17 protein-coding genes are annotated in these 21,528 nt (G+C 67.9%); 9 read left to right on the plus strand and 8 right to left on the minus strand.

Going from position 1 to position 21,528, the window contains the following annotated elements; genetic code table 11:
• The first annotated feature begins 227 nt into the window (after positions 1 to 227).
• Positions 228 to 2,483 (plus strand): TonB-dependent receptor, encoded by a 2,256-nt coding sequence (locus ACP2WS_RS08825; protein WP_426460452.1) that lies wholly within the window; start codon positions 228 to 230, stop codon positions 2,481 to 2,483.
• A gap of 96 nt (positions 2,484 to 2,579) precedes the next feature.
• Here ACP2WS_RS08825 and ACP2WS_RS08830 read toward each other — a convergent pair whose 3' ends face one another.
• The 5 genes from ACP2WS_RS08830 to ACP2WS_RS08850 form a co-directional block, all read right to left on the minus strand.
• Positions 2,580 to 3,470 carry a TonB family protein gene (locus tag ACP2WS_RS08830; RefSeq protein WP_426460453.1) on the minus strand — a complete coding sequence of 297 codons (891 nt, stop codon included), beginning with the start codon at positions 3,468 to 3,470 and terminating at the stop codon, positions 2,580 to 2,582.
• Positions 3,471 to 3,538: 68 nt separating this feature from the next.
• A complete protein-coding gene (mrdA, locus tag ACP2WS_RS08835) occupies positions 3,539 to 5,920 on the minus strand; it encodes a penicillin-binding protein 2 (RefSeq protein WP_426460454.1) in 2,382 nt (793 codons plus the stop codon).
• A 25-nt stretch (positions 5,921 to 5,945) separates the two neighbouring features.
• On the minus strand, positions 5,946 to 6,461 hold the full coding sequence (mreD, locus tag ACP2WS_RS08840) for a rod shape-determining protein MreD (RefSeq protein WP_426460455.1): 516 nt from the start codon (positions 6,459 to 6,461) through the stop codon (positions 5,946 to 5,948).
• Entirely contained in the window at positions 6,458 to 7,429 is a 972-nt protein-coding gene (gene mreC / locus ACP2WS_RS08845) for a rod shape-determining protein MreC (protein ID WP_374491785.1), read from the minus strand. Before mreC ends, mreD begins: the two co-directional genes overlap by 4 nt.
• 150 nt (positions 7,430 to 7,579) lie before the next feature.
• Positions 7,580 to 8,623 (minus strand): rod shape-determining protein, encoded by a 1,044-nt coding sequence (locus tag ACP2WS_RS08850; protein WP_426460456.1) that lies wholly within the window; start codon positions 8,621 to 8,623, stop codon positions 7,580 to 7,582.
• 347 nt (positions 8,624 to 8,970) lie between these two features.
• Between ACP2WS_RS08850 and gatC the strand changes: the two genes are divergently transcribed.
• The 5 genes from gatC to ACP2WS_RS08875 all read left to right on the plus strand — a co-directional run bounded on the left by gatC (position 8,971) and on the right by ACP2WS_RS08875 (position 13,465).
• On the plus strand, positions 8,971 to 9,273 hold the full coding sequence (gene gatC, locus ACP2WS_RS08855; protein ID WP_374491783.1) for an Asp-tRNA(Asn)/Glu-tRNA(Gln) amidotransferase subunit GatC: 303 nt from the start codon (positions 8,971 to 8,973) through the stop codon (positions 9,271 to 9,273).
• Between the two features lie 109 nt (positions 9,274 to 9,382).
• Positions 9,383 to 10,876 (plus strand): Asp-tRNA(Asn)/Glu-tRNA(Gln) amidotransferase subunit GatA, encoded by a 1,494-nt coding sequence (gatA, locus tag ACP2WS_RS08860; protein WP_426460457.1) that lies wholly within the window; start codon positions 9,383 to 9,385, stop codon positions 10,874 to 10,876.
• 20 nt (positions 10,877 to 10,896) lie between these two features.
• The gene (gatB, locus tag ACP2WS_RS08865) at positions 10,897 to 12,354 is read left to right on the plus strand and encodes an Asp-tRNA(Asn)/Glu-tRNA(Gln) amidotransferase subunit GatB (protein ID WP_426460459.1); all 1,458 of its coding nucleotides are present in this window, start codon (positions 10,897 to 10,899) and stop codon (positions 12,352 to 12,354) included.
• A gap of 133 nt (positions 12,355 to 12,487) precedes the next feature.
• Entirely contained in the window at positions 12,488 to 12,799 is a 312-nt protein-coding gene (locus ACP2WS_RS08870) for a hypothetical protein (RefSeq protein ID WP_426460460.1), read from the plus strand.
• 153 nt (positions 12,800 to 12,952) lie between these two features.
• Complete coding sequence (locus ACP2WS_RS08875; RefSeq protein WP_374491778.1) at positions 12,953 to 13,465, plus strand: peroxiredoxin; 513 nt, start codon at positions 12,953 to 12,955, stop codon at positions 13,463 to 13,465.
• Between the two features lie 228 nt (positions 13,466 to 13,693).
• Here the strand turns inward: ACP2WS_RS08875 and ACP2WS_RS08880 are convergent, their stop codons facing one another.
• Positions 13,694 to 17,524, minus strand: a complete 3,831-nt coding sequence (locus ACP2WS_RS08880) for a DUF748 domain-containing protein (protein WP_426460461.1) — start codon at positions 17,522 to 17,524, stop codon at positions 13,694 to 13,696.
• A 500-nt stretch (positions 17,525 to 18,024) separates the two neighbouring features.
• On the opposite strand from ACP2WS_RS08880, the gene ACP2WS_RS08885 reads away from it, so the two are divergent.
• Genes ACP2WS_RS08885 through ACP2WS_RS08895 form a run of 3 tightly spaced genes read left to right on the plus strand, consistent with a single transcriptional unit; the run spans position 18,025 to position 19,854 of the window.
• Positions 18,025 to 18,615: a helix-turn-helix domain-containing protein gene (locus ACP2WS_RS08885; protein WP_426460462.1), complete on the plus strand. Its 591-nt coding sequence runs from the start codon at positions 18,025 to 18,027 to the stop codon at positions 18,613 to 18,615.
• Entirely contained in the window at positions 18,608 to 19,192 is a 585-nt protein-coding gene (locus ACP2WS_RS08890; protein ID WP_426460463.1) for a HipA N-terminal domain-containing protein, read from the plus strand. The genes ACP2WS_RS08885 and ACP2WS_RS08890 overlap by 8 nt, the downstream gene beginning before the upstream one ends.
• The gene (locus tag ACP2WS_RS08895; protein WP_426460464.1) at positions 19,168 to 19,854 is read left to right on the plus strand and encodes a type II toxin-antitoxin system HipA family toxin; all 687 of its coding nucleotides are present in this window, start codon (positions 19,168 to 19,170) and stop codon (positions 19,852 to 19,854) included. The genes ACP2WS_RS08890 and ACP2WS_RS08895 overlap by 25 nt, the downstream gene beginning before the upstream one ends.
• 167 nt (positions 19,855 to 20,021) lie before the next feature.
• On the opposite strand, the gene ACP2WS_RS08900 is transcribed toward ACP2WS_RS08895, so the two are convergent.
• Positions 20,022 to 20,645 (minus strand): chorismate--pyruvate lyase family protein, encoded by a 624-nt coding sequence (locus ACP2WS_RS08900; RefSeq protein WP_426460465.1) that lies wholly within the window; start codon positions 20,643 to 20,645, stop codon positions 20,022 to 20,024.
• A gap of 70 nt (positions 20,646 to 20,715) precedes the next feature.
• Complete coding sequence (locus ACP2WS_RS08905; protein ID WP_426460466.1) at positions 20,716 to 21,513, minus strand: SDR family oxidoreductase; 798 nt, start codon at positions 21,511 to 21,513, stop codon at positions 20,716 to 20,718.
• Positions 21,514 to 21,528: the final 15 nt, after the last annotated feature.

A 21,528-nucleotide genomic window follows, 5' to 3' on the forward strand; every position in this document is an offset into this window, starting at 1 on the left:
GGCTGCCTGTGCGAGGTGGCCTGCAGGTGGGGCCGCGCTGTGCGCCTGTCCGACCCTGTCATGGAGCCGGTAGGCGGCTGCAGAGGGCGGTGGATGGGGACAGGTGGGCTCTTTCTTCCCTTCTTTCGATTCCTGACCCCGGCGGCATTCGACCGGGGGCGGGCTCTGCCTGTGCGTTTCCCTGCAAGGGGGCCGGCGTGCCCGCATGTCTGCAGACGAGGTCCATTGTGTCCACTTCCCTTTCCCGTCATTCCCTGACTCCCATTGCCCTCGTGATCGCGGGGCTGCCTTCGGCCTGGGCCGAGGAGCCCGCGACCGATGCGCCCGAACTGGCTCCCGTGACGGTGACAGCACCCTCCGCGCGCAGCCTGACCCGCGGTTCCGCGACGCTCCAGGGCGCCGCCCTGGAAGCCAGAAAACCCACCACCAGCGATACCGCCGCGCTGCTGGCCGATGCGCCCGGCGTGGCCCTGCAGTCGGCCGGCGGGGTGTCCAGCCTGCCGGTGGTGCATGGGCTCGCCGATGACCGCTTGCGCATCACCGTCGACGGGGTCGATGCCATCGCTTCCTGCCCCAACCACATGAATCCTCCGCTGTCGTATCTGGCACCGTCGGTGGTGCAGAGTGCCCGGGTGTATGCGGGGCTCACGCCCGTGAGCGTGGGCGGCGACAGCATCGGCGGCTCGATCGTGGTGGAGACGAAGCCCCCCGTGTTTGCCGAGGCGGGCAAGACACTTGCCACCGGCGAGATCGGCGGCTTCTACCGCAGCAACGGGCATGTGCGGGGTGCAGATGTGTCGGCCACCCTGGCGACCGATGCGCTCAGCCTGAGCTATCGCGGCTCGGTGGCGCAGGGCGGAGACTACCGTGCCGGGGGTGATTTCAAGACGTTCACCGCCACCGGCAATCCCGGTCAGACGCTGGACCGCGACGTGGTGGGCTCCACCGCCTACAAGACGCAGAACCATGCGCTGGGCGTGGCATGGCGCAGCGGCGGGAATCTGGTCGAGGCCACCTACAGCCGCCAGAACCTGCCCTACCAGCTCTATCCCAACCAGCGCATGGACATGCTCGACAACCAGCAGACGCGCGTCAACCTGCGCTACACGGGCGAGTTTGACTGGGGCACCCTGCAGGCGCAGGTCTACCACGAGGAGGTGGACCACTACATGAACTTTGGCGAGGACAAGCAGTTCTGGTACGGCACGGCGCCCGGCATGCCCATGTACACGCGCAGCCACACCACTGGTGCCCGGCTCGGGGCCACCGTCGATCTCGGTGAGCGCGGCACCCTGCGTGCCGGCACCGAATACCAGCGCTACACCCTGGCCGACTGGTGGCCCGTCTCGGGCACCGGCATGATGGCGCCCTATACGTTCTGGAACGTTCGCGACGGTCTGCGCGAGCGCGTGGCCCTGTACGGCGAATGGGAAAAACGCCACAGCCCTCAGTGGCTCACCCAGCTCGGACTGCGGCTGGAGCGCGTCACCTCGGACGCTGCGCCCGTGCATGGCTACAACCAGGACACGGCGCCCACGGCCACCGCCGGCACCACCATGGCCAACCAGATCAGCGACGCGGCCACGCTCAACACGGCCGAGCGCCGACGCACCGACTACACCGTCGATCTGACCGCCATGGCCCGCTACACGCTCGACGCAGGCCGCGACATCCAGTTCGGCTACGCGCACAAGGAGCGCGCGCCCAATCTGTACGAACGCTACAGCTGGTCGACCTGGCCCATGGCGGCGGTCATGAACAACACCGTGGGCGACGGCAACGGCTACTTCGGCAATCCGGCGCTCAAGCCCGAGAAGGCCGATACCCTGTCGGCCACCTTCGACCTGCATGCGCCGGATCGCTCCTGGGAGCTGCAGGTCACGCCGTACTACACCCATGTGCGCGACTACATCGACGCCGTGCAGTGGAGCGGCAACGCCGCCACCGGCAGCGCCAGCACCGTGCTGCGCACGGACCAGTTCGTCGTGCTGCGCTATGCCAACCAGACCGCGCGGCTCTACGGGCTGGATCTTTCCGGCCGTGCTGCGCTGGGGCATACCGCCTGGGGTGACTGGGAGCTGCAGGGGGCGCTGGGCTATACCCGGGGCCGCAATCTCGATACCGGGCATGACCTCTACAACGTCATGCCGCTGCACGCCAAACTCACCCTGGCGCACCAGCTCGGGGGCTGGAACAACCGCATCGAGTGGGAAGGCGTTGCCGCCAAGGACCACGTCTCCACTCCGCGCAACGAGATCCGCACACCCGGCTACGGGCTGCTGCACCTGCGCAGCAGCTACGAGTGGAAGAACCTGCGCCTGGATGTCGGGGTCGAGAACGCCCTCAACAAGCTCTATTACCTGCCGCTCGGTGGCGCCTATGCCGGACAGGGCAAGACCATGGGCATCAATGCCATTCCCTGGGGCATTGCCGTGCCCGGACCGGGCCGCTCGTTCTATGTGGGCGTGAAGATGAAGTTCTGATTCCCAGCATGCCCGCGTGGCAGCTCTCTCCCTGGCTGCATGGCGGGGGAAGGCAGTGCCCGGCCCCGTGCCGTGCCCTGCGGGGCCGGTGGGGCGTCATTCGAGCCGGTAGATGACCGGCACGCGTCGCTGCAGGGGCGTGCCGGGCCCGCCCACGCTGCTGCGCACCGACGCCACGGCGCGACGCACCAGCTCCAGCGCCGCCTCATCCAGAATGCCGGTGCCAGAGCCCTCGACCACCTCGCATCCGAGCAGGGCGCCATCGGCAGCCAGGCGAACCTGCACCACGACCTGTCCCTGCTGCTGCAGGCGTTCGGCCAGGGCCGGGTAGCGCCGGAGCTGCCGCACGCGGGCCTGCAGCAGATCTGTCCACCGGGCCGGCGTCGCCGCTCCCTGGTGGCCAGCCGATTCGGAGTTCGACCGCAGGGCTGGCGCAGAGACAGAGCCGCCGGAATGCGTGCCCGCTGCAGATGGAGGCGCCGTCTCCAAAGTCTGCGGCCCGGCAGACGCATCATGGCGTTGAGTCCTGTGGGCAGCGCGGGCGGGGGACGTGGTGCGCAGGGCGCGTGCCGTCAGGGCGGGCGCCGGAGAGGCGGCAGCCGGGACATGGGCCGTCACTGGCCGGGCGCGTTCTGCATCCGGTGGGGCAGGGCGGATCTGTCGTGTCGGGGCAGGCTGGGGTGTGGATGTGTCGGGAGGGGATTTGTCCGGGCGGGGGGATGATTCGGGGGCGGGTGCGGCAGTGGCCGGAGCCGCTTCCTCGGGCATCCACAGAACCTGCAGGTCCTGCGGAGGAGGTGGCGGTGCGGGAGGCGTGTGAGTGGGCACCTGCCGGGCCACCAGCAGCACCCCCGCAAGCACGGCCGCATGCAGCAGGGCCGATCCGGCCCAGTCTCCCAGCGTCAGGCCCGAACCGTCCGGGGAGCGTGCTTCCGGCACGGGAGAGTCTCCCGCCGCAGAGACGGTCAGCAGGGCGGGGCCGGTCATGGACAGACCTTCAGCGGAGGGAGCAGGGAAAGGAGCTGCACCGGGGGCCATGTCCATCCCTTTCGGCATCAGCGTCGCACCGCGCTGGCAGCAGCAGGGGCAGGCGGTACGCGTCGTGCCGTTTCAGGGGCCAGGCCCGAGGCCGGAGCGGAAGGAGCCGGTGCCGGGACGGGACGCGGAATGGACCCTTGCCCGGGCAGCCGCAGGAAGAGCTGGTTGAGCCGCAGCGCCGCAGGCGGCGGGGCGTAGGGCGGAGGGGCACTGGCTGCCGAGGCCTGAGAGGCGGCTCCCGAAGCCGCCACAGCCGAGGGCGCTGCCGCACTGCCGGGGGCTGCTGCCGCCGCTGCCTGCGCGGGCGGCACCGCGCCGCTGCTGGCCATGGCATGGGTGAGTGCCGGGGCGGAGGGGCCCGTGAGTGCGCTGATGGCCGTCACGCCCCGGTTGCTGTTGCGCACGGGGGTGAGCAGCTTCATGCCCGCAGGCGGCCAGGGCAGGGTGGCGACGGGACGCGATCCGCCCGGATTGCCCGCCCCACCGCCGTGGGAGACGGCCTCGATGTCGGCCTCGCTCGGGTAGAGCCCCTTGATCCAGTAGTCGAGCACACGCCGGGCAATCGGCGCGGCTGCCGTGGCGCCAAAGCCGGCGTTTTCCACGATCACGGCCAGCGCGATGGTGGGATGGTCCGCCGGGGCAAAGGCCTCGTAGAGCGAATGGTCGCGCTTGCGTTCGCTCATGGCCGAGGCGCTGTAGCGCTGGTGCTGGCCGAGCGTGACGGCCTGGGCGGTGCCCGTCTTGCCCCCGCTCACGTAGCCCGCCCCGCTGAACGACATGCGCGAGGTGCCTGCGACGGTCACGTTGACCATGGCGTTCTTGACGAGCTGGACATTCTCGGGCTTGTAGCCGAGGTACACGGGCTTGTTGCGGTCGGGGCGCACGAACTGGTGCGACACCGCGTCCTGCAGCGCCAGGGCCACGCGGGGCTGGTAGTTGTTGCCGCCGTTGACCATGGTCGCGAGCGCATGGGACACCTGCAGCATGGTGAAGTTGTTGTAGCCCTGCCCGATGCCGAGCGAAATCGTCTCGCCGGGCAGCCAGCGCTGCTGGGCCGGGCGCTTGAAGGTCTTGCGCTTCCACTCCTGGCTGGGCAGCACGCCGCGTGCCTCGCCCTGCAGGTCGATGCCCGTGCGCTGGCCGAATCCGAGCGGGGCCATGAAGTCATGGATGGCATCGACGCCCATGTCGTGCGCCAGGATGTAGAAGTACACGTTGCTCGACATGGTGATGGCGCGCGCCAGGTTCACCATGCCGAGGCCTCCGGCCTCGGGGCTGCGGAAGCGGTGATTGCCGTAGATCCAGTAGCCCGGGTCATAGATGGTGTCGCCGGGCTTGCGCTTGCCGGTTTCCAGCGCCGCCAGTGCCATGAAGGGCTTGTAGGTCGAGCCGGGGGGATAGGTGCCGCGCAGGGCGCGGTTGAGCAGCGGCTTGTCGGCCGAATCGTTGAGGGCCTGCCAGCTGTCCTGGTCGATGCCGTCGACGAAGAGGTTCGGATCGAAGGTCGGCTTGCTCACGAAGGCCAGGACCTGCCCGTCGCGCGGGTCGATGGCCACGAGGGCGCCGCGCCGGGAGCCGAACAGGTCTTCCACCAGCTTCTGCAGCCGGATGTCGATCGACAGCACCACGGTCTTGCCCGGCACGGCCGGCGTCGACGAGAGCCGGCGCACGATGAAGCCGCCTGCCGTGGTCTCCATCTGCTCGCTGCCGGAGGTGCCGTGCAGCTCGGTCTCGTAGCTCTGCTCGATGCCGAGCTTGCCGATGTGGTCGGTGCCCCGGTAGTTGGGGCCGTCCTCGCTGTCCTGGATCGCGTCCTTTTCCTTCTGGTTGATGCGTCCGATGTAGCCGATGACGTGGCTCGCCAGCTCGCCGTAGGGGTAGTAGCGGAAGGGCCGCGCATTCACCTCCACGCCCGGCAGACGGTAGAGCTGGGTGGCGATGCGTGCGATTTCCTCGTCGCTCAGGCGGCTGCGCAGGGGAATGGGCTCGTAGCTCCTGCTGTCGGCCTGCAGCCGCCGGAAGCGCTTGCGGTCGGCCGGCGTGATGGTCACGAGCTGCGCGAGCTGGTCGATGGTGGCCTGCACATCCGGCATCTTGTTGGGCGTGAGCTCCAGCGTGTAGGCGGTGTAGTTGGTCGCCAGCACGATGCCGTTGCGGTCCACGATGTCGCCCCGGCTCGGGGTGATCGGCACCGTGGCCGTGCGGTTGTTCTCGGCCTGGGCGATGTAGTCCTTGTGGCGCACCACCTGCATCACCACCCAGCGCCAGGTCAGCAGCGCAAAGCACAGCAGCACCAGCATCGCCATGGCCAGCAGCCGCTGCTGCACCAGCTCCTGCTGGTTCGCGGCGTTCCGGAGCTCCTTGGCAACGGGAAGGGAGGAATCGTCCTTGCGGCGCATGGGCATGCAGACAGGGAAAGGGGGATCAGAGCGGCCGGGTCAGGTCGCGGTCCGGGGCACGGCGCTGCGGTGCGAGCAGGATCATGCTCACCGGCAGCCACAGCAGGGTTTCGGCCACGGGCGCTCCCAGCAGCTCCCAGCCGGGAAACTGCCCGCCGCTGGCCATGCTCAGCACCCAGGTCAGGGCATGCACGGCCACGAACACCGCCGCCATCTGCAGCGCCTGCGTGAACGGGTGGAACCACTGCAGGCGCCGGTGCAGCAGCAGCACCGTGCTGGCCATGACGCTGTAGGCCAGTGCATGGATGCCGAGCAGCGTGGTGGCATGCACATCCATCACCAGCCCGAGGCAGAAGGCCACGCCCACGCCCACGCGGGCAGGCTGGTACAGGCACCACAGCGCCACCGTCACCAGCAGGAAGTCCGGCGCCCAGGGCGCGCGGCCAAAGGGCAGCAGGTTGAGCATCAGCGCCGCCAGCAGCGTGCCGACGATGTAGGACGGCCGCACGGGCAGCAGCAGCTGTTGGTCGCGCTCGATCATGGCTTGCGGGCTCCCTTGTTTCTGGACGCCTTGCCGCGGGCCGGCGCGCTGGCCGCTCCGCTGGCGGCCGATGCGTCGGGGGCGCTCGCGGCGGCCGTGGCCTCGTTGCTGGCCACCTTCTGCGGTTCGAGCACCAGCACGTAGCCCATGGACAGCGGGCGCGCTGCCGGCTTGACCTGCACGCGCTCGAAGGCCGTGTTGCCGCGCCGGTCCACCAGCGTGACGGTGCCCACCGGCAGGCCCGCCGGATAGATCCCACCGATGCCGCTCGTCATGAGCACATCGCCGACCCGGAAATCGGCCGTGTTGGTCAGGAAGCGCACTTCGAGCGCGCTGCTCTTGGGCGACTGGCTGTCGCCGTACACCAGCCCGCGCTCGCCGGTGCGGCTGTTGAGCACCGGCGTGGGCTGTTCGGGGTTGTCGATGAGCGAGACTTCGCTGCTGAACGGGTACACGCGCACCAGCTGTCCCACCAGACCGTACTCGTCGATGACCGGCGAACCTACGGCCAGACCGTGGCTGCTGCCGCGGTTGATCACCACCTTGCGCGTGAACGGGTCAGGAGCCACGTACACCACTTCGGCTGCCCGGGCCCGGATGGGGAGGGCCTCGCTCAGGCCGAGCAGATGGCGCAGCTGGGCGTTCTCGCGTTCGAGCAGGTCGGCACGCTGGGCCTTGAGCGACTGCTGCGACACCAGCAGGGCTGCCTGCTCCTGGCTGTGCTTGGCCGATTCGACCGTGGTGACATAGCCGCCCATGAGGTCCACGGCCCGCACCGGCTGGGCGCCGAGCCACTGGAGCGGCGACAGCACGGTGGCAATGGCGCTGCGCATGCCGTCCCCGACATGGAAGCGGCTGTCTGCCACCATCAGAAACACCGACAGCGCCCCGGCCATGGCCAGTCGCGTCAGAGGCGACGGCCCCCGGCGGAAGAGGGGAGGCGTGCGTTCAAGCTGCTGCAGCGACATGGGCGAGCCCGGCTCCGGCGGCCGGCGCCATCGGCAGCGCTGCCCGCAGGCCACCGATGCCGCCTGACGCAGGCAGGGAAGGGGAGAGAGAACGGAGGGGGAGGAGTGGCACCAGCGGACGAGACGCCGACAGGCACCCGGCCACGGGCATCATTCGTTGGTGAAGATGCTGCCCAGACGATCCATGCGTTCGAGTGCGATGCCACAGCCGCGCACCACGCAGGTCAGTGGCTCCTCGGCCACCAGCACCGGCAGGCCGGTTTCCTCGGCCAGCAGGCGGTCGAGGTCGCGCAGCAGCGCACCGCCGCCAGTGAGCATCATGCCGCGTTCGGCAATGTCGGCACCCAGTTCCGGCGGGGTCATTTCGAGCGCGGTCTTGACGGCGCTGACGATCTGGTTGAGCGGGTCGTTGAGGGCTTCGAGGATTTCGTTGCTGCTCACGGTGAAGCTGCGCGGCACGCCTTCGGAGAGGTTGCGTCCCTTGACTTCCATTTCGCGCACCTCGCTGCCGGGGAACGCGGAGCCGATTTCCTTCTTGATCGCCTCGGCGGTCTGCTCGCCGATGAGCATGCCGTAGTTGCGGCGGATGTAGTTGATGATGGCCTCGTCGAACTTGTCGCCGCCCACGCGCACGCTGCCCTTGTAGACCATGCCGCCCAGGCTGATGACGCCCACCTCGGTGGTGCCACCGCCGATGTCCACCACCATGGAGCCGCTTGCCTCGCTCACCGGCAGGCCTGCGCCGATGGCGGCGGCCATGGGCTCCTCGATCAGGAACACCTCGCTGGCGCCAGCACCGAGAGCGGCGTCACGGATGGCGCGCTTTTCGACCTGGGTGGAACCGCAGGGCACGCAGATGATGATGCGGGGGCTGGGCTTCATCAGGGAGCGGGGGTGCACCATCTTGATGAACTGCTTGATCATCTGCTCGGTGACCACGAAATCGGCGATCACGCCGTCCTTCATCGGGCGGATGGCTTCCATGTTGCCGGGCACCTTGCCCAGCATGGCCTTGGCGTCCTTGCCCACGGCCTGGATCACGCGGCGGCCGCTGGGGCCCCCTTCCTGGCGGATGGCGACCACCGAGGGCTCGTCGAGCACGATGCCCTTGTCGCGGGTGCAGATGAGGGTGTTGGCGGTGCCGAGATCGATGGCCAGGTCGGTGGAGAAGTACCGACGGAAACCGTTAAACATGTGCGTAGTCCTTCGTGTGCCCAGGGCGGCCTGCGGCGGCCCTGCGGCAATGTGCAAAAATGAGGGGTGTGGAAGGGGTCGGAAAGAGCCTGCGCGCGGGAAGTGGCGCTGCTTCTCGGACCGCAAAAACCACGAAACGGCAGAAACAATACCCCACCGTGTTAAACCTTAGATAATACCGTATATGCGTTCGCAAGGGTATGCGCCGCAAGCCTTTTTTGCACTGCACACCATCCCTTGCGGGCCTTCTGCAGCCCGTGTGCCGGCCCGCTTTCCGGGCGCTGCCGGCGCACTCCCGGAGCCTCCCGATCCGGGACCACTTCTTGCCCGGACGCATCGATTTCACCATGTCCCTTACCGCCGAGAACATCGCCTTCATTGCCAAGCTGTCGCGGCTGGCCCTCACGCCCGACGAGGGCGAGCGCCTGCGCACCCACCTCAACCAGTTCTTCGACACCGTCGTGGGTCCCATGCAGCAGGTGGACACCACGGGCCTGCAGCCGCTGGCGCATCCCACCGACGTGATGCAGGAGGTGGCGCTGCGGCTGTGCGACGACGTGGTGAGCGAGCCCGATCAGCGCGAGCGCAACCAGGTCAGCGCCCCGGCCGTGCAGGACGGGCTGTTCCTGGTGCCGCGCGTGATCGAGTGATCGCCTGCCCTTGATTCGTCTTGCCGGCCTTCCTGCCCGGACTGCCGCGTTCTCCCATGGCATCGCATGGCCTTGCAGGCCCTGCGTTCCGAACCCTTGATTGCCCCCCATGAGTGATTTTCACCAATCCACCGTTGCCGGCCTGAGCCAGATGCTCGACCGCAAGGAAGCCAGCGCCGTCGAGCTGGCCCAGCATTTTCTGCAGCGCAGCCAGGCCCGGCCCGATCTGGGCGCCTACTTGAGCATCGACCCCGAGACCACCCTTGCCCAGGCCCGCGCCGCCGATGCGCGTCGCGCCGCCGGCACGGCCACCCCGCTCACGGGCGTGCCGATTGCCCACAAGGACATCTTCGTCACGCGCGAATGGCCCACCACGGCAGCGAGCCGCATGCTCGAAAACTACCGCAGCCCCTTCGACGCCACCGTGGTGGCCCGTCTGGGCTTCGGCAACCGGGACCAGGGCGGGCAGGACGACGGCGCCGGCATGGTCACGCTCGGCAAGCTCAACTGCGACGAATTCGCCATGGGCAGCGGCACCGAGAACTCCGCCTACGCCAAGGCGCACAACCCCTGGGACGTGACGCGCGTGCCCGGCGGCTCCAGCGGCGGCAGCTCTGCGGCGATCGCGGCCCGGCTCGCACCGGCGGCCACCGGCACCGACACCGGCGGCTCCATCCGGCAGCCCAGCGCCTTCTGCGGCGTGACCGGCATCAAGCCGACCTACGGGCGTGCCAGCCGCTACGGCATGGTGGCCTTTGCCAGCAGCCTCGACCAGGCCGGCCCCATGGCCCGCACCGCCGAAGACTGCGCCCTGCTGCTGTCGGCCATGTGCGGGGGGGACGCCCTGCGCGATTCCACCTCGCTCGACCTGCCGGCCGAGGACTACACCCGCTCGCTCGGCCAGAGCCTGGAGGGCCTGCGCATCGGTGTGCCCCGGGAATTCCTGGGCGACGGGCTTCAGGACGACGTGCGCCATGCCATCGAGGCGGCGCTGGCCGAGTACGAGCGACTGGGTGCGCGCCGCGTGGACATCAGCCTGCCGCATGCGCCGCTGGCCATTCCCGTGTACTACATCATCGCGCCGGCCGAGGCCAGCTCCAACCTGTCGCGCTTCGACGGCGTCAAGTTCGGCCACCGGGCGGCGGCGTACACCGACCTGGGCGACATGTACGAGAAGACTCGCTCCGAAGGCTTCGGCCCCGAGGTCAAGCGCCGCATTCTCACCGGCACCTACGTGCTCAGCCACGGCTACTACGACGCCTACTACCTCAAGGCACAGCAGATCCGCCGTCTCATCGCCAACGAGTTCCAGCAGGCGTTCACGCAGTGCGACGTGATCGCCGGCCCGGTGGCTCCCAGCGTCGCCTGGAAGATCGGTGCCGAAAAAGACGCCCTGGCCGACTATCTGGCCGACATCTACACCCTGCCGGCCAGCCTGGCCGGCCTGCCCGGCATGAGCCATCCCGTGGGCTTTGGCGAGGGCGGCATGCCGGTGGGCCTGCAGCTCATCGGAAACTATCTGCAGGAGGCGCGTCTGCTGCAGGTGGCGCACCGATTCCAGCAGGCCACCGACTGGCATGCACGCACCCCCGCAGGCATCTGACCGAGCAGCAGCACACCATCATGAGCACCTCCACATCGTCCCCCCTCATTCAGGGCTATGAAGTCGTGATCGGCTTCGAGACCCACGCCCAGCTCTCCACACACAGCAAGATCTTCAGCCGCGCCAGCATCGCCTTCGGGGCCGAGCCCAACACCCAGGCCTGCGCCGTCGATCTGGCCCTGCCCGGCACCCTGCCGGTCATGAACCGTGCGGCCGTCGACCGCGCCATCCGCTTCGGGTTGGCCGTGGGCGCGCACATCGCCCCGCGCAGCATCTTTGCGCGCAAGAACTACTTCTACCCCGACCTGCCCAAGGGCTACCAGATCAGCCAGTTCGAGATTCCGGTGGTGCAGGGCGGCGAGGTGCACTTTCACCTCGGCGAGGAACCCCGTGCCGTGCGCCTCGTGCGCGCCCACCTGGAAGAGGACGCCGGCAAGTCGCTGCACGACGTGTTCCCCGGCATGAGTGGCATCGACCTGAACCGCGCGGGCACCCCGCTGCTCGAAATCGTGACCGAACCCGACATGCGCAGCACCGAGGAAGCCGTGGCCTACGCCCGCGAGCTCCACAAGATCGTGACCTGGATCGGCATCTGCGACGGCAACATGCAGGAAGGCTCCTTCCGCTGCGACGCCAACGTCTCGGTGCGCCGGCCCGGCCAGCCGCTCGGCACCCGCCGCGAGATCAAGAACCTCAACAGCTTCCGCTTCATGCAGCAGGCCATCGACTACGAGATCCGCTGGCAGATCGAGCAGATCGAGGATGGCCACGCCATTCAGCAGGCCACCGTGCTCTTCGACCCCGACAGCGGCGAAACCCGGGCCATGCGCGTCAAGGAGGATTCGGCCGATTACCGCTACTTCCCCGACCCCGACCTGCCGCCGCTCGTCGTGGCGCCGGAATGGGTCGAGCAGGTGCGCGCCGACATGCCCGAACTGCCGCGCCACATGGCCGAGCGCTTTGTGGCCGACTACGGGCTGCCTGCCTATGACGCGAGCCAGCTCACCCTGAGCCGCGACATGGCGGCCTACTTCGAGGACACCGCCCGCCTCAGCGGCCAGCCCAAGCTGGCCGGCAACTGGGTCATGGGCGAGCTCTCGCGCCGGCTCAATGGCGACGAGCGCAGCGTGGCCGACAGCCCGGTCTCCACCGCGCAGCTGGCCGCCCTGATCGGCCGCATCCACGACGGCACCGTCAGCCACAACGCCGCCCGCCAGGTCTTCGACGCCCTGTGGACCGGCGAAGGCCACGACGTGGATGCCGTCATCGACCAGAAGGGCCTGCGCCAGATGAACGACACCGGCGCCCTGGAGAAGATGGTCGACGACGTCATCGCCGCCAATCCCGGCAACGTCGAGCAGTACCGGGCCGGCAAGGACAAGGCATTCAATGCCCTCGTGGGCCAGGTCATGAAGGCCAGCAAGGGCAAGGCCAACCCGGCACAGGTCAACGCCCTGCTCAAGCAGAAGCTGGGTTGAGTGACGGAATGCATTCCCGGCTGCCGCGTGCTGCCGGGGCCTGCACGCCGGTGCCGGGCACATGCTTTTTCATCGCGGGCGCATCGGCCCGTGGCATTTCGATCGTGAAACACCGTTCCGCACATTGATTCCCATGCCGTCTTCCAAGTCGCCCCCTTCCTTCGCCGCCATCGTTTCCGTGGGGGCCTTCGCGCTGCTCTCCATGCTGGGCGGGTGGATCATTGTCTGGGGAGGTGGGTTCTACCATTCGCCAAACAAGTACGTGGCGAACGCGCGGTTCTATGACGGGGGGCCGGCGGTGCTCATGGCGCTGCTGCAGTTTCTGGCGGCGGCACTCGGGTGGACGTGGCTCTTTTGCTTGCGGCTGGGGGCCTGGGCGGCGGCGACGCTGGGCTTTGTGCTGGTCTTCGTGCCGCCTGCGCTGTTCTGGGTGCTGGCGCGCTAGCGGCGGGTCGGGCCGTGGCGTCTGAGGCTTGAGGCTCCGGCATGCCCGCAGGAGACGCGGGGTTTATGGGTGGGACGCGACAATGGGGAAGGGGTGGTTCCTATGGAGCCGCTTCCTTCCCTTTTTTGTTTTTTCTGTTTGCGGAGCGTGCCCATGATTGCCGTTGGAGATCTGTTGCCTGATGTGACGTTGTCGGAGTATGTGGAGGTGGAAGGCGAGGGGTGCAGCCTCGGCCCGAATGCGGTCCCGGTGCGGCAGGCGGCTGCGGGCCGGACGATTGCCCTGTTTGCGGTGCCGGGGGCCTTTACGCCGACGTGCTCGGAGCGCCATCTGCCGGGGTATCTGGCCGCGCACGATGCGCTGCTGGCGGCCGGGGTGGATGAGATCTGGTGCGTGTCGGTGAACGATCCGTTCGTGATGGGAGCCTGGGCGCGTGCCGAAGGGACGGCGGGCAAGGTGCGCCTGCTGGCCGATGGCGACGCGGTGTTTGCCCGTGCGACGGGACTGACGCTCGATCTGACGGGCAAGGGCCTGGGGCTGCGCAGCAACCGCTATTCGATGCTGGTGCGCGACGGCCGGGTGGTGACGCTCAATGTGGAGGCGCCCGGGCAGTTCGCGGTGAGCGATGCGGACACGCTGCTCGCGCAGGTGCGCCAGCAGGGCTGATCGCCCCGCGGTTGGGGCACCCCGTGGCGCATGCCCGTGTGCCATGCCTCTGTGCCCATGCAGGGCCGGTTCCCGGAAAGGGGCCGGCCCTGTGTTTTTGGTGGAGGAGCTTTTCGGCATGCCGTGTTCGGCGCTTCGGCACCTCGATGCCCCCGGGGGCGTGATTTCACAGAGCCCCGGATTTCCGCGTGTGCAGAAGAAGCCGGAGAAGCCGGAGCGGGGGGGCAATCAGTCGCCGGTTTCGCCGTCCACGCCGAGGGCGAGGTCGGCGCGGGTGGTCTTGCCCTTGTCCTCGATGCCGGCGGCACTGAGCTTGACGGGGCGCAGGGTGATGCGCTGGTCGTCGAGCTTGCCGTGCAGCCAGGTGCGCACGGCCTGGGCGCGGTGCTCGGCGAGGGTCTTGAGGGCCTTGTCGTCCACCGGGATGCTGGCGTCGAGGAGCTTGCGCATGGCTTCGGGGTCGAGGGATTTGTCGAGGCCGAGGAAGTTGCGGGGGCGGTTCTTGACGGGGGCGTGCTTGTAGGCGCGCTTGAGGTAGGTTTCGTATTCGTCGGGAGTGATGGTGATGGACGCGAGGGCGGCGTCGGAGAGATCGGCCTTCTTGCCCTGGGTGTCGAGGGCCTTTTCGCGGCGGATCAGGGTCTGTGCCATGACGTGGCGCAGGCCGTCGGCATCGCGGGCAGGGTCGACGCGGCCGACGAGGCCGAGCTGCAGTGCGGATTTCTTCTGCAGCAGGGTGACGACCTTGGCGAGCTTGTCCTGCGCGTCGGTGTCGAGCACGGCCGAGCCGGGGGCGAATTCGACATAGCCGAGCGCACCCGGATCGCTGCCGCCGAAGATGGCGCCCAGCAGCTTGAACGGGGCGGTGACGACCTTGACGATGAGGTTGCCCACGGCACGCCAGATGAGGCCCCCCATGCTGAACTGCGGATCGTCCAGGGAGCCGGTGACGGGCAGATTCACGTCGATGTTGCCGTTGTCGTCCTTGAGCAGGGCGACGGCGAGCTTGACGGGGAGGTGGCGGATGCCGGGGCTCTCGTCGCGGTTGCCGAAGGTCAGCTCGGTGAGCAGGATGTGGTTGTCGGCGTTGAGCTGGCGGTGGTCGAGCCGGTAGTGCACGTCCACGCTGAGGCGGCCGTGGGTGATGGGGTAGCCGGTGTAGCGGGTGGAATAGGTGCTCAGGCTGGGGAGCTCCACGCGGTCGGCCTTGCCCTTGATGTCCAGAAAGGCCACGGGCTGCAGCGGGTTGACCGAGCCGGTGATGTCGATGGGCGAGCGGCCATTGAGCGCCGCATGCACGGCCACGCTGGCCGGCGGAGCACCGGGAGCCGTGCCGAAGGCGCCGATGCGGCCCGCGAGCCGCGTCATGTTGGCGGTGTAGTGGGGGCGGATGTAGTTGTCGGTGTAGTTGAGCTGGCCGTTGGCCAGGGTGATGCCGCCGATGCGCATGTCCACGGGCAGCGGGGCAGCAGGCGCGGAGGCCGCTGCGGTCGGGGCCGTGGCGACGGTGCCCGCAGAGGCTGCCACGGCGGTGCGGAGCGGGGCGGAAGGCGCCGTGATCGGAGCAGGCGCCGGGGTACGGCTGGGCGCTGCGCCGGCCGTGGGCTGCACGCGGGTGACGGACACAGGGGCCGACTGCGGCTGGGCCACCACGTCCGACAGGTTGAGCCGGCCGTTGGCGTTGATGATCATGCGGGCATAGAAGGCGCTGAGCAGCACGTGGCCCACGTCGATGCGGGGGCGACCGGCACCGGCCGTCACGCGCAGGTGGGTGCCTGCCAGCGTGCGCCAGCGCAGGAAGTCGTCGCCGGTGAGCTTGTCGCGGATGCGGACCTGTTCGAGCGCGGCATTGCCCTGGTAGCTGAAGGTGGGATGGCCGCTGCGGCGCCCGTCGTACACCAGCTGCCCCTGGTTGGAGGCGTGCGCGCTGGTGATGGTGACGTTGAGCGGCACCTGCACATAGGGCTGGAACGGAGCCAGGTCCATCGCGCGGGTGGTGACGTGCAGGTCGGCCCAGACGGGCGTGGGCTGGGCCTTGCCGGCCAGCGCGAAGTTGCCTGCACCGATGCGCCCCGCCAGCGTGAGAGCACGCGGACGATCGAGGTGGCTGTCGAGGGCGTCGATGCCCCCCTTGAGCGCCTCCACCGTCAGGTGCACGGGGCGGGAGCCGGTGGCCGCGTCGGTCCAGCGGACGGTGGACTGGTCGATGCCGGCATGGGCCACGCTCCATTGCCAGGGAGCAGAGGCCGTGCCCGGGCGAGAGCGGGTCTGCGCTGCGCGGGAGCTGCCTGCGGCAGGGGCGGCCGCGAGCCGGGCGAGGTTGAGCTGCCCATCTCGGGCGCGCTGCACGTCGAGTGCCAGCCCGGTGGCCAGCACGGACTGCACCCTGGCCACGCGCTGGGTCAGGTCCACTTCGTCGATGACGGTGTCGAGCTTCTGCCAGGCGACGGGGGGCGTGCCGCTGCGGGTGCCGGCAGGCTGCAGGGCCGTGTCGGAGAGGGTGGTTCTGGTCTTGGACAGGTGCAGGGTGAGGCCCGTAGCCCAGCCGAGCTGGAGCTGGCCTGCGGCATCGAGGGTGCCCTTGGGGACCTGCACGGGCAGCGCCCCCTGCGCCAGAGGCAGCAGGGTGGGCAGGTCCAGATGGGACAGGCCGAGCGTGGTGTCGAGCCGCGCGTGGGCGAGGTCCAGGGTGCCGGTGGAGCTGATCGTGCCGCCTGCCACGTGGCCCGACAGGTTCAGCGCCGCAGGTGGGGCGCTGGCGGACAGGGCCAGATGCTGCAGCGCACCCTGCAGCCCGTCCAGCGACAGGGTGTGGCCGGTGGCATCGGTGTAGTGCAGGGCATTGTCCCGCAGGGTCAGGGTGGCCACGCGCAGATCGGTGGCAGGAGCGGCGGACTTGGGCGCAGGAGCGGGAGTGGCCGATGCCGCAGCCGCCGGGGAGGCAGCGAGGGTGCTGAAGTTGCTGCCGCCCCCTGCGTGCCCGACAAAGTGCAGCTGCGAACGCTCCAGCGAGACGGCACCGAGGTGGTAGCGGGCGATCAGGGGCTGCACATCGGTGAGCTGGGCCCGTGCCCGGCCGATGGTGGCCAGAGGCGCCGCATGGGTGTCCTGCAGGGCGAGGTCATCGAGCTGGAGCTGGCCCGTGAGGCCCAGCTGCGGCGTGGACGCCTGCACGAAACGCAGCGCCACGTCGCCCGAGAGCCAGCCGCGCGGCAGCGCCACGGGCAGGCGCACCGGCACGTAGTCCACATAGCGGGCCAGATCGAGCCGGTCGATGCGGAAGTGCAGGGTCGAATCGAGCGAGCGGGCAAAGGGCTTGGCCTGTCCCTCGAAGCGCAGGGGGCTGCCGTCGACCTGCATCGACAGCAGCGGCCGCACGAACACGTCCACATCGCTCGGCAGATTGGCCAGGAAGGGCACGCCCAGCTCCAGATGGGCCACATGGTGCCGTGCCTGGAGCACGCGGTCGTCGAACTGGATATCGCCGTCGCGCAGCTCGATGTTGGAGACGGCAAAGCGCGTGGGCGAGGCGCTGGGGCTGGCGGGCTGCGCCATCAGCCGGTCCACGATGTCGCTGAAGTTGAAGCGCTGGGGCCCGGTGCGCACGATGCGCACGCGGGGCCGGTCCAGTCGCAGCTCGCCCACCACCGGAGCCAACCGGAACAGCGAGGCCCACGACACCCGCGTGGTGGCGCGGTCGATGTCGACAAAGGGCGACTGCCCATCGGCATCCGCAATGTGCACGCCGTCGAGCTGCAGACGCAGCGTGTAGGGGTTGAGATGCACCTGCCCGATCTGCACCTTGCGTGCAAGGGCGGCGCCGGCACGCTGCTCGATCTGCGTGCGCAGCAGGTCGGGCGCCACCAGAAAGCCCAGCACCCCCACCACCAGCAGAAACAGCACGGTGGCCGCAAGACCCCGGCGCATCAGCCGGGACCGTGCCAGGGTGCCGAGGCGCTGCCCGGCAGCCTTCAGCCGGGACGGTGCAGGAGCGGGCGGCTGCGGCGGGGCGTCGTGCGTCTCGTCAGAGGAAGAAAAGGCGGGTGGGGTGTCGGACATGTGCCGGAGCTCCGGTCGCGGGCAAAAGAAAAACCTGCCGCAGCCCGGAACGTGCAACGCAGCATGCATGCAAGCCGCCGCATGCGGACGCGGATCGGGGATGGGAGGGAATGCTACCAAGTGTAGCCCCGAGCCGCAGCCAGTAACCCCGCCCCGCCAGACCGACGCACATTGCCCCGCATTCCGGAAAATCCGTCACGAACGGACGGGGCATGTCCTCTGTGTCCCTGAGCAAAGGGAGCGGAGAGAAGGGGCGGGTGGCAGCAGGGCTCCTGAAAACGCATGGCACTGCATCGCCGAGGCTGCGTGGGCGGGTCTTGGCGGACGTCCTGCCCCCGGCACGTGTCTGCTGAGAGTGTTTCAGGAAAGTTTTGATCTATCTTTGCAGATCAAGAATTTATGTAGATATATAAAAATAGATTTTTATTGGAGATCTGCTTGATTGCAGATGCCTGTTTGCATATCATGAATCAAGCATGATATGTTTTTGTAGATCAAGTATGACTTACGAAGCGGAAAGGCTGGCAGCGACCTTAAAGGCTGCACGAGAGAAGAAGACACTCAGCCAACGGACGCTGAGCGTGCGTGCCGGCGTACCGCAGTCGCACATCTCCAAGATCGAGCATGGCAAGGTGAACCTCACCGTCTCAAGCCTGACCGCCATCGCCCATGCGCTTGATCTGGAGTTGGCACTCGTTCCGCGCAAGGCCATGCCCGCTGTCAACTCGATCACACGCAGCGTGGATGACGTGCCGCAGGCTCCGTCCGATGTGCGTAAAGAAATTTCTCGGGTTGCCAAGCAACTCAACCACATCAGGGTTTCAAGCACGGACCCATCAGGATTTGAAGACCTGAATCGTCAGTTCCGTGAGCTTCGGCAATACGCACATCTCATCACCAACGCCGAGGCTCTCCGCAGCCTCAGAGAGGCCCTCAATGAATGTGAGGAATCAGGAGGTCATGGGAACCTGCGGGACATCACCAGGCAGGTGAGAGACATCCGAAACGCGCTGGCCCATGGCAGTACGGGCTCGGATCGTCCGGGCTTGCCGCGCCCTGCCTATCGACTGGATGAGGACAATGATGAGTAGCGCCTCTGTACTGAATGTGAATCTCTACGACGACCCCATCGGGACTCTGACCCATGTCAGCGGAGATCGCACGCTCTTTGCATTCACGGATGCATATATCGAAAACGACGACAGGCCGACCCTTGGCCTCTCATTCAAGGACGAATTTGGTGCGCTGCGGACAGAGTTTCGGCCGCATCAGAAGCGGGTGATGCCTTTTTTCTCCAATCTCCTGCCAGAAGGCCGCTTGCGGAAATACCTGGCCGAGCGGGCTGGCGTGAACCATGAGCGGGAATTCCACCTGCTCTGGGCTCTCGGGCATGACCTTCCGGGCGCGATGACCATTACCCCTGCCGAAGGCGAGACGTGGTCATCCGATGCGGCGCAACGCGCGGAGACTCATGATGATGGCACTCGTTTGAATGCGTTGCGCTTCTCTCTTGCTGGCGTACAGCTCAAGTTCTCGGCCGTCACGGAAGCCAGTGGGGGGCTCACCATCCCTGCCTCGGGCGTCGGGCGTCGGGCGTCGGGGGTTCGTGGATCGTTAAGCTCCCTTCACGCGAATACGAAGGCGTGCCGGAAAACGAATTCTCCATGATGAAACTGGCCAGTCTCATCGGAATGAATGTACCGGCCATTGATCTTGTGAGTGTCGATGCCATCCAGAACCTGCCCGAAGGAATGGATCGGATCGGCAAACATGCCTTCGTCATCGAACGTTTTGATCGGCTCGCCAATGGCACGCGCGTTCATATCGAGGACTTTGCGCAGATCTACGGGCTCTACCCCGAAGCCAAATACGGGCATGGAAGTTTTCGGGACATTGCGCAGGTGATCGCCGCCGAAGGCAATGATGCGGACATAGTCGAATATGTGCGGCGCCTGACATTCAACATGCTGATCGGCAACGCGGACATGCACCTGAAAAACTGGTCGCTCATCTACCCGGACAGACGTCATGTTTCGCTCGCGCCGGCGTATGACTTTGTAGCGACAGTGCCCTATATTCCCGGGGATGCGACCAACATGAAGATCAGCCGGGCAAGTGCCTTTTCTGCATTCTCTGTCGATGAGCTTGAACACCTTGCCGTAAAAGCATCCATTCCCAAGAAGATGGCAGTCGACGCTGCCAGGGAAACCGTTCGGCTCTTTCGGGAGCATTGGGAGAAGGAGGCGGCGCACCTGCCAATGAGTGCAGCCGTGAAGGCCGCTGTCGAAGTGCATATGAAAACCGTGCCGATTCTCAAGGAGCTGGCGTAGCGGTCGCATCCTGGCCGCTCATGTGGCCGATGCCACTGTTTGATGGCTTGGCATGGGGGCGTTTGGAGCGCTGACTGCTCACAATGGGAGTGAGCAAGGGGTGTGGTGTTTTCCCACGTGGAGCCTTATCGGTTGAGGGTGTTGCACGTGATTGTTGACTGCGTCTATTAATTCTGCCGCGCTGCCATAGACGAATCCCACACGCCGGGGGCGAACCATTCGGTCACGATCAGGGGAGCCTGTGCATGCACGAAGACCGAGCTGCGTCGCCACACTGCGCGGGGGGGCAGGGGCGGGGTGGGGTCTGCTGGGCGGGGCCAGAGTCGCAGCACGTGGCGGGCTGCGGGGCTGGCAGGGGCATCGCGCTGCGCCACGAGCGGGGAGCGGCGGATGCGTGGGGTGTCATAGAGCAACTGCGCGAGCGGGGAGCGACCCAGTCCGCGCAGGCCGCTCCAGCGCAGTCGGGCGTGGGGGGCGAGCACGGCCGAACGGGCCAGCACGGCGGGCCAGGGGTGGCCGTCGGGCAGGGTGCACCACAGCACCACGGTGCGCACATGGGCTACGCCGCCGTGTCGGAATCGCTCGCGCTGCAGGGCGCGTGCTTCTTCCGGCCACAGCGGGGCTGCGCCCTGCTGCAGCACTTCTACCTGTACTGGCCCGATGGCCTGTGCCAGATGTCGGGTGAGTGAACCGGGGGCCTGCAGCCAGCTCCGGGCCTGCCGTGCGCGCGGCCATGTCGCCCCCGGCTGGCGGACAGGGGGGCTGGCGGGCATGGAGACAGGGGAGAACATGGGCGGTGCAGAGACGGGAAAGGCGAAATCGGCGCAATAAAGAAAGGAGGCCGGCAAGGCGGCCGCCGGCTCAGGGCTGCCCGTCGGGCGTGAGGCGCGGCTTGCGTGGGCGGCCGGCCAGCAGCCGGTCGAAGACGGCGTTGGGCAGCAGCCGCAGGAGCCGGGCGACGACGGCCATCTGCCAGGGGATGACGCGGTAGCTGCGTCCGGCCCGGATGGCGGGCCATGCGCGGCGGGCAAATTCGGCCGCAGAGATCAGGAAGGGGCGTGCATAGGTGTCGTGCGCCGTCATGGGGGTGTCGATGTAGCCCGGTACCAGCGTGACCACAGGCACGCCTGCTGCGCGCAGTTCGCCGCGCAGGCTCTCGCAGTAGGCGATGACGGCGGCCTTGCTGGCGCAGTAGGCGCCGTGTCCGGGCAGGCCGCGGATGCCGGTCATGCTGGCCACGCCCACGAGCGTGCCGCGCCCGGCGGCCCGCATGGACGCCACAAAGGGGTGGAAGGTGGCCGCGAGCCCCATGACGTTGGTGTCGAGAATGCGCTGCATCACGTCCAGATCGGCCCGCTCGGCGGTGTCGATGCCATGGCTGATGCCGGCACAGGCCGCCACCACGTCGGGCAGGCCCAGCGTCTGCAGGCAGGTGTGTCCTGCGGCGACGATGGAGTCGGTATCGGTCACGTCGGCCGCCAGAATGACATGGCGTGCCGGATCGAGGCCCTGCTGCGCGGCCCAGGTGTGCACCGCGTCCGCGCGGCGGCTCACCAGGCAGAGCCGCCAGCCCAGGGCGTAGGCATGCAGGGCCAGCGCCTGCCCGATGCCGCTCGATGCGCCGGTCACGTACAGCAGGGGAGCCGTGGGTGCGGTCATGGACGTGGGAGGAGG

The organism is Brachymonas moutaii (nom. illeg.) (assembly GCF_049977365.1).
In the GTDB taxonomy this organism is placed as follows: Bacteria; Pseudomonadota; Gammaproteobacteria; order Burkholderiales; family Burkholderiaceae_C; genus Brachymonas.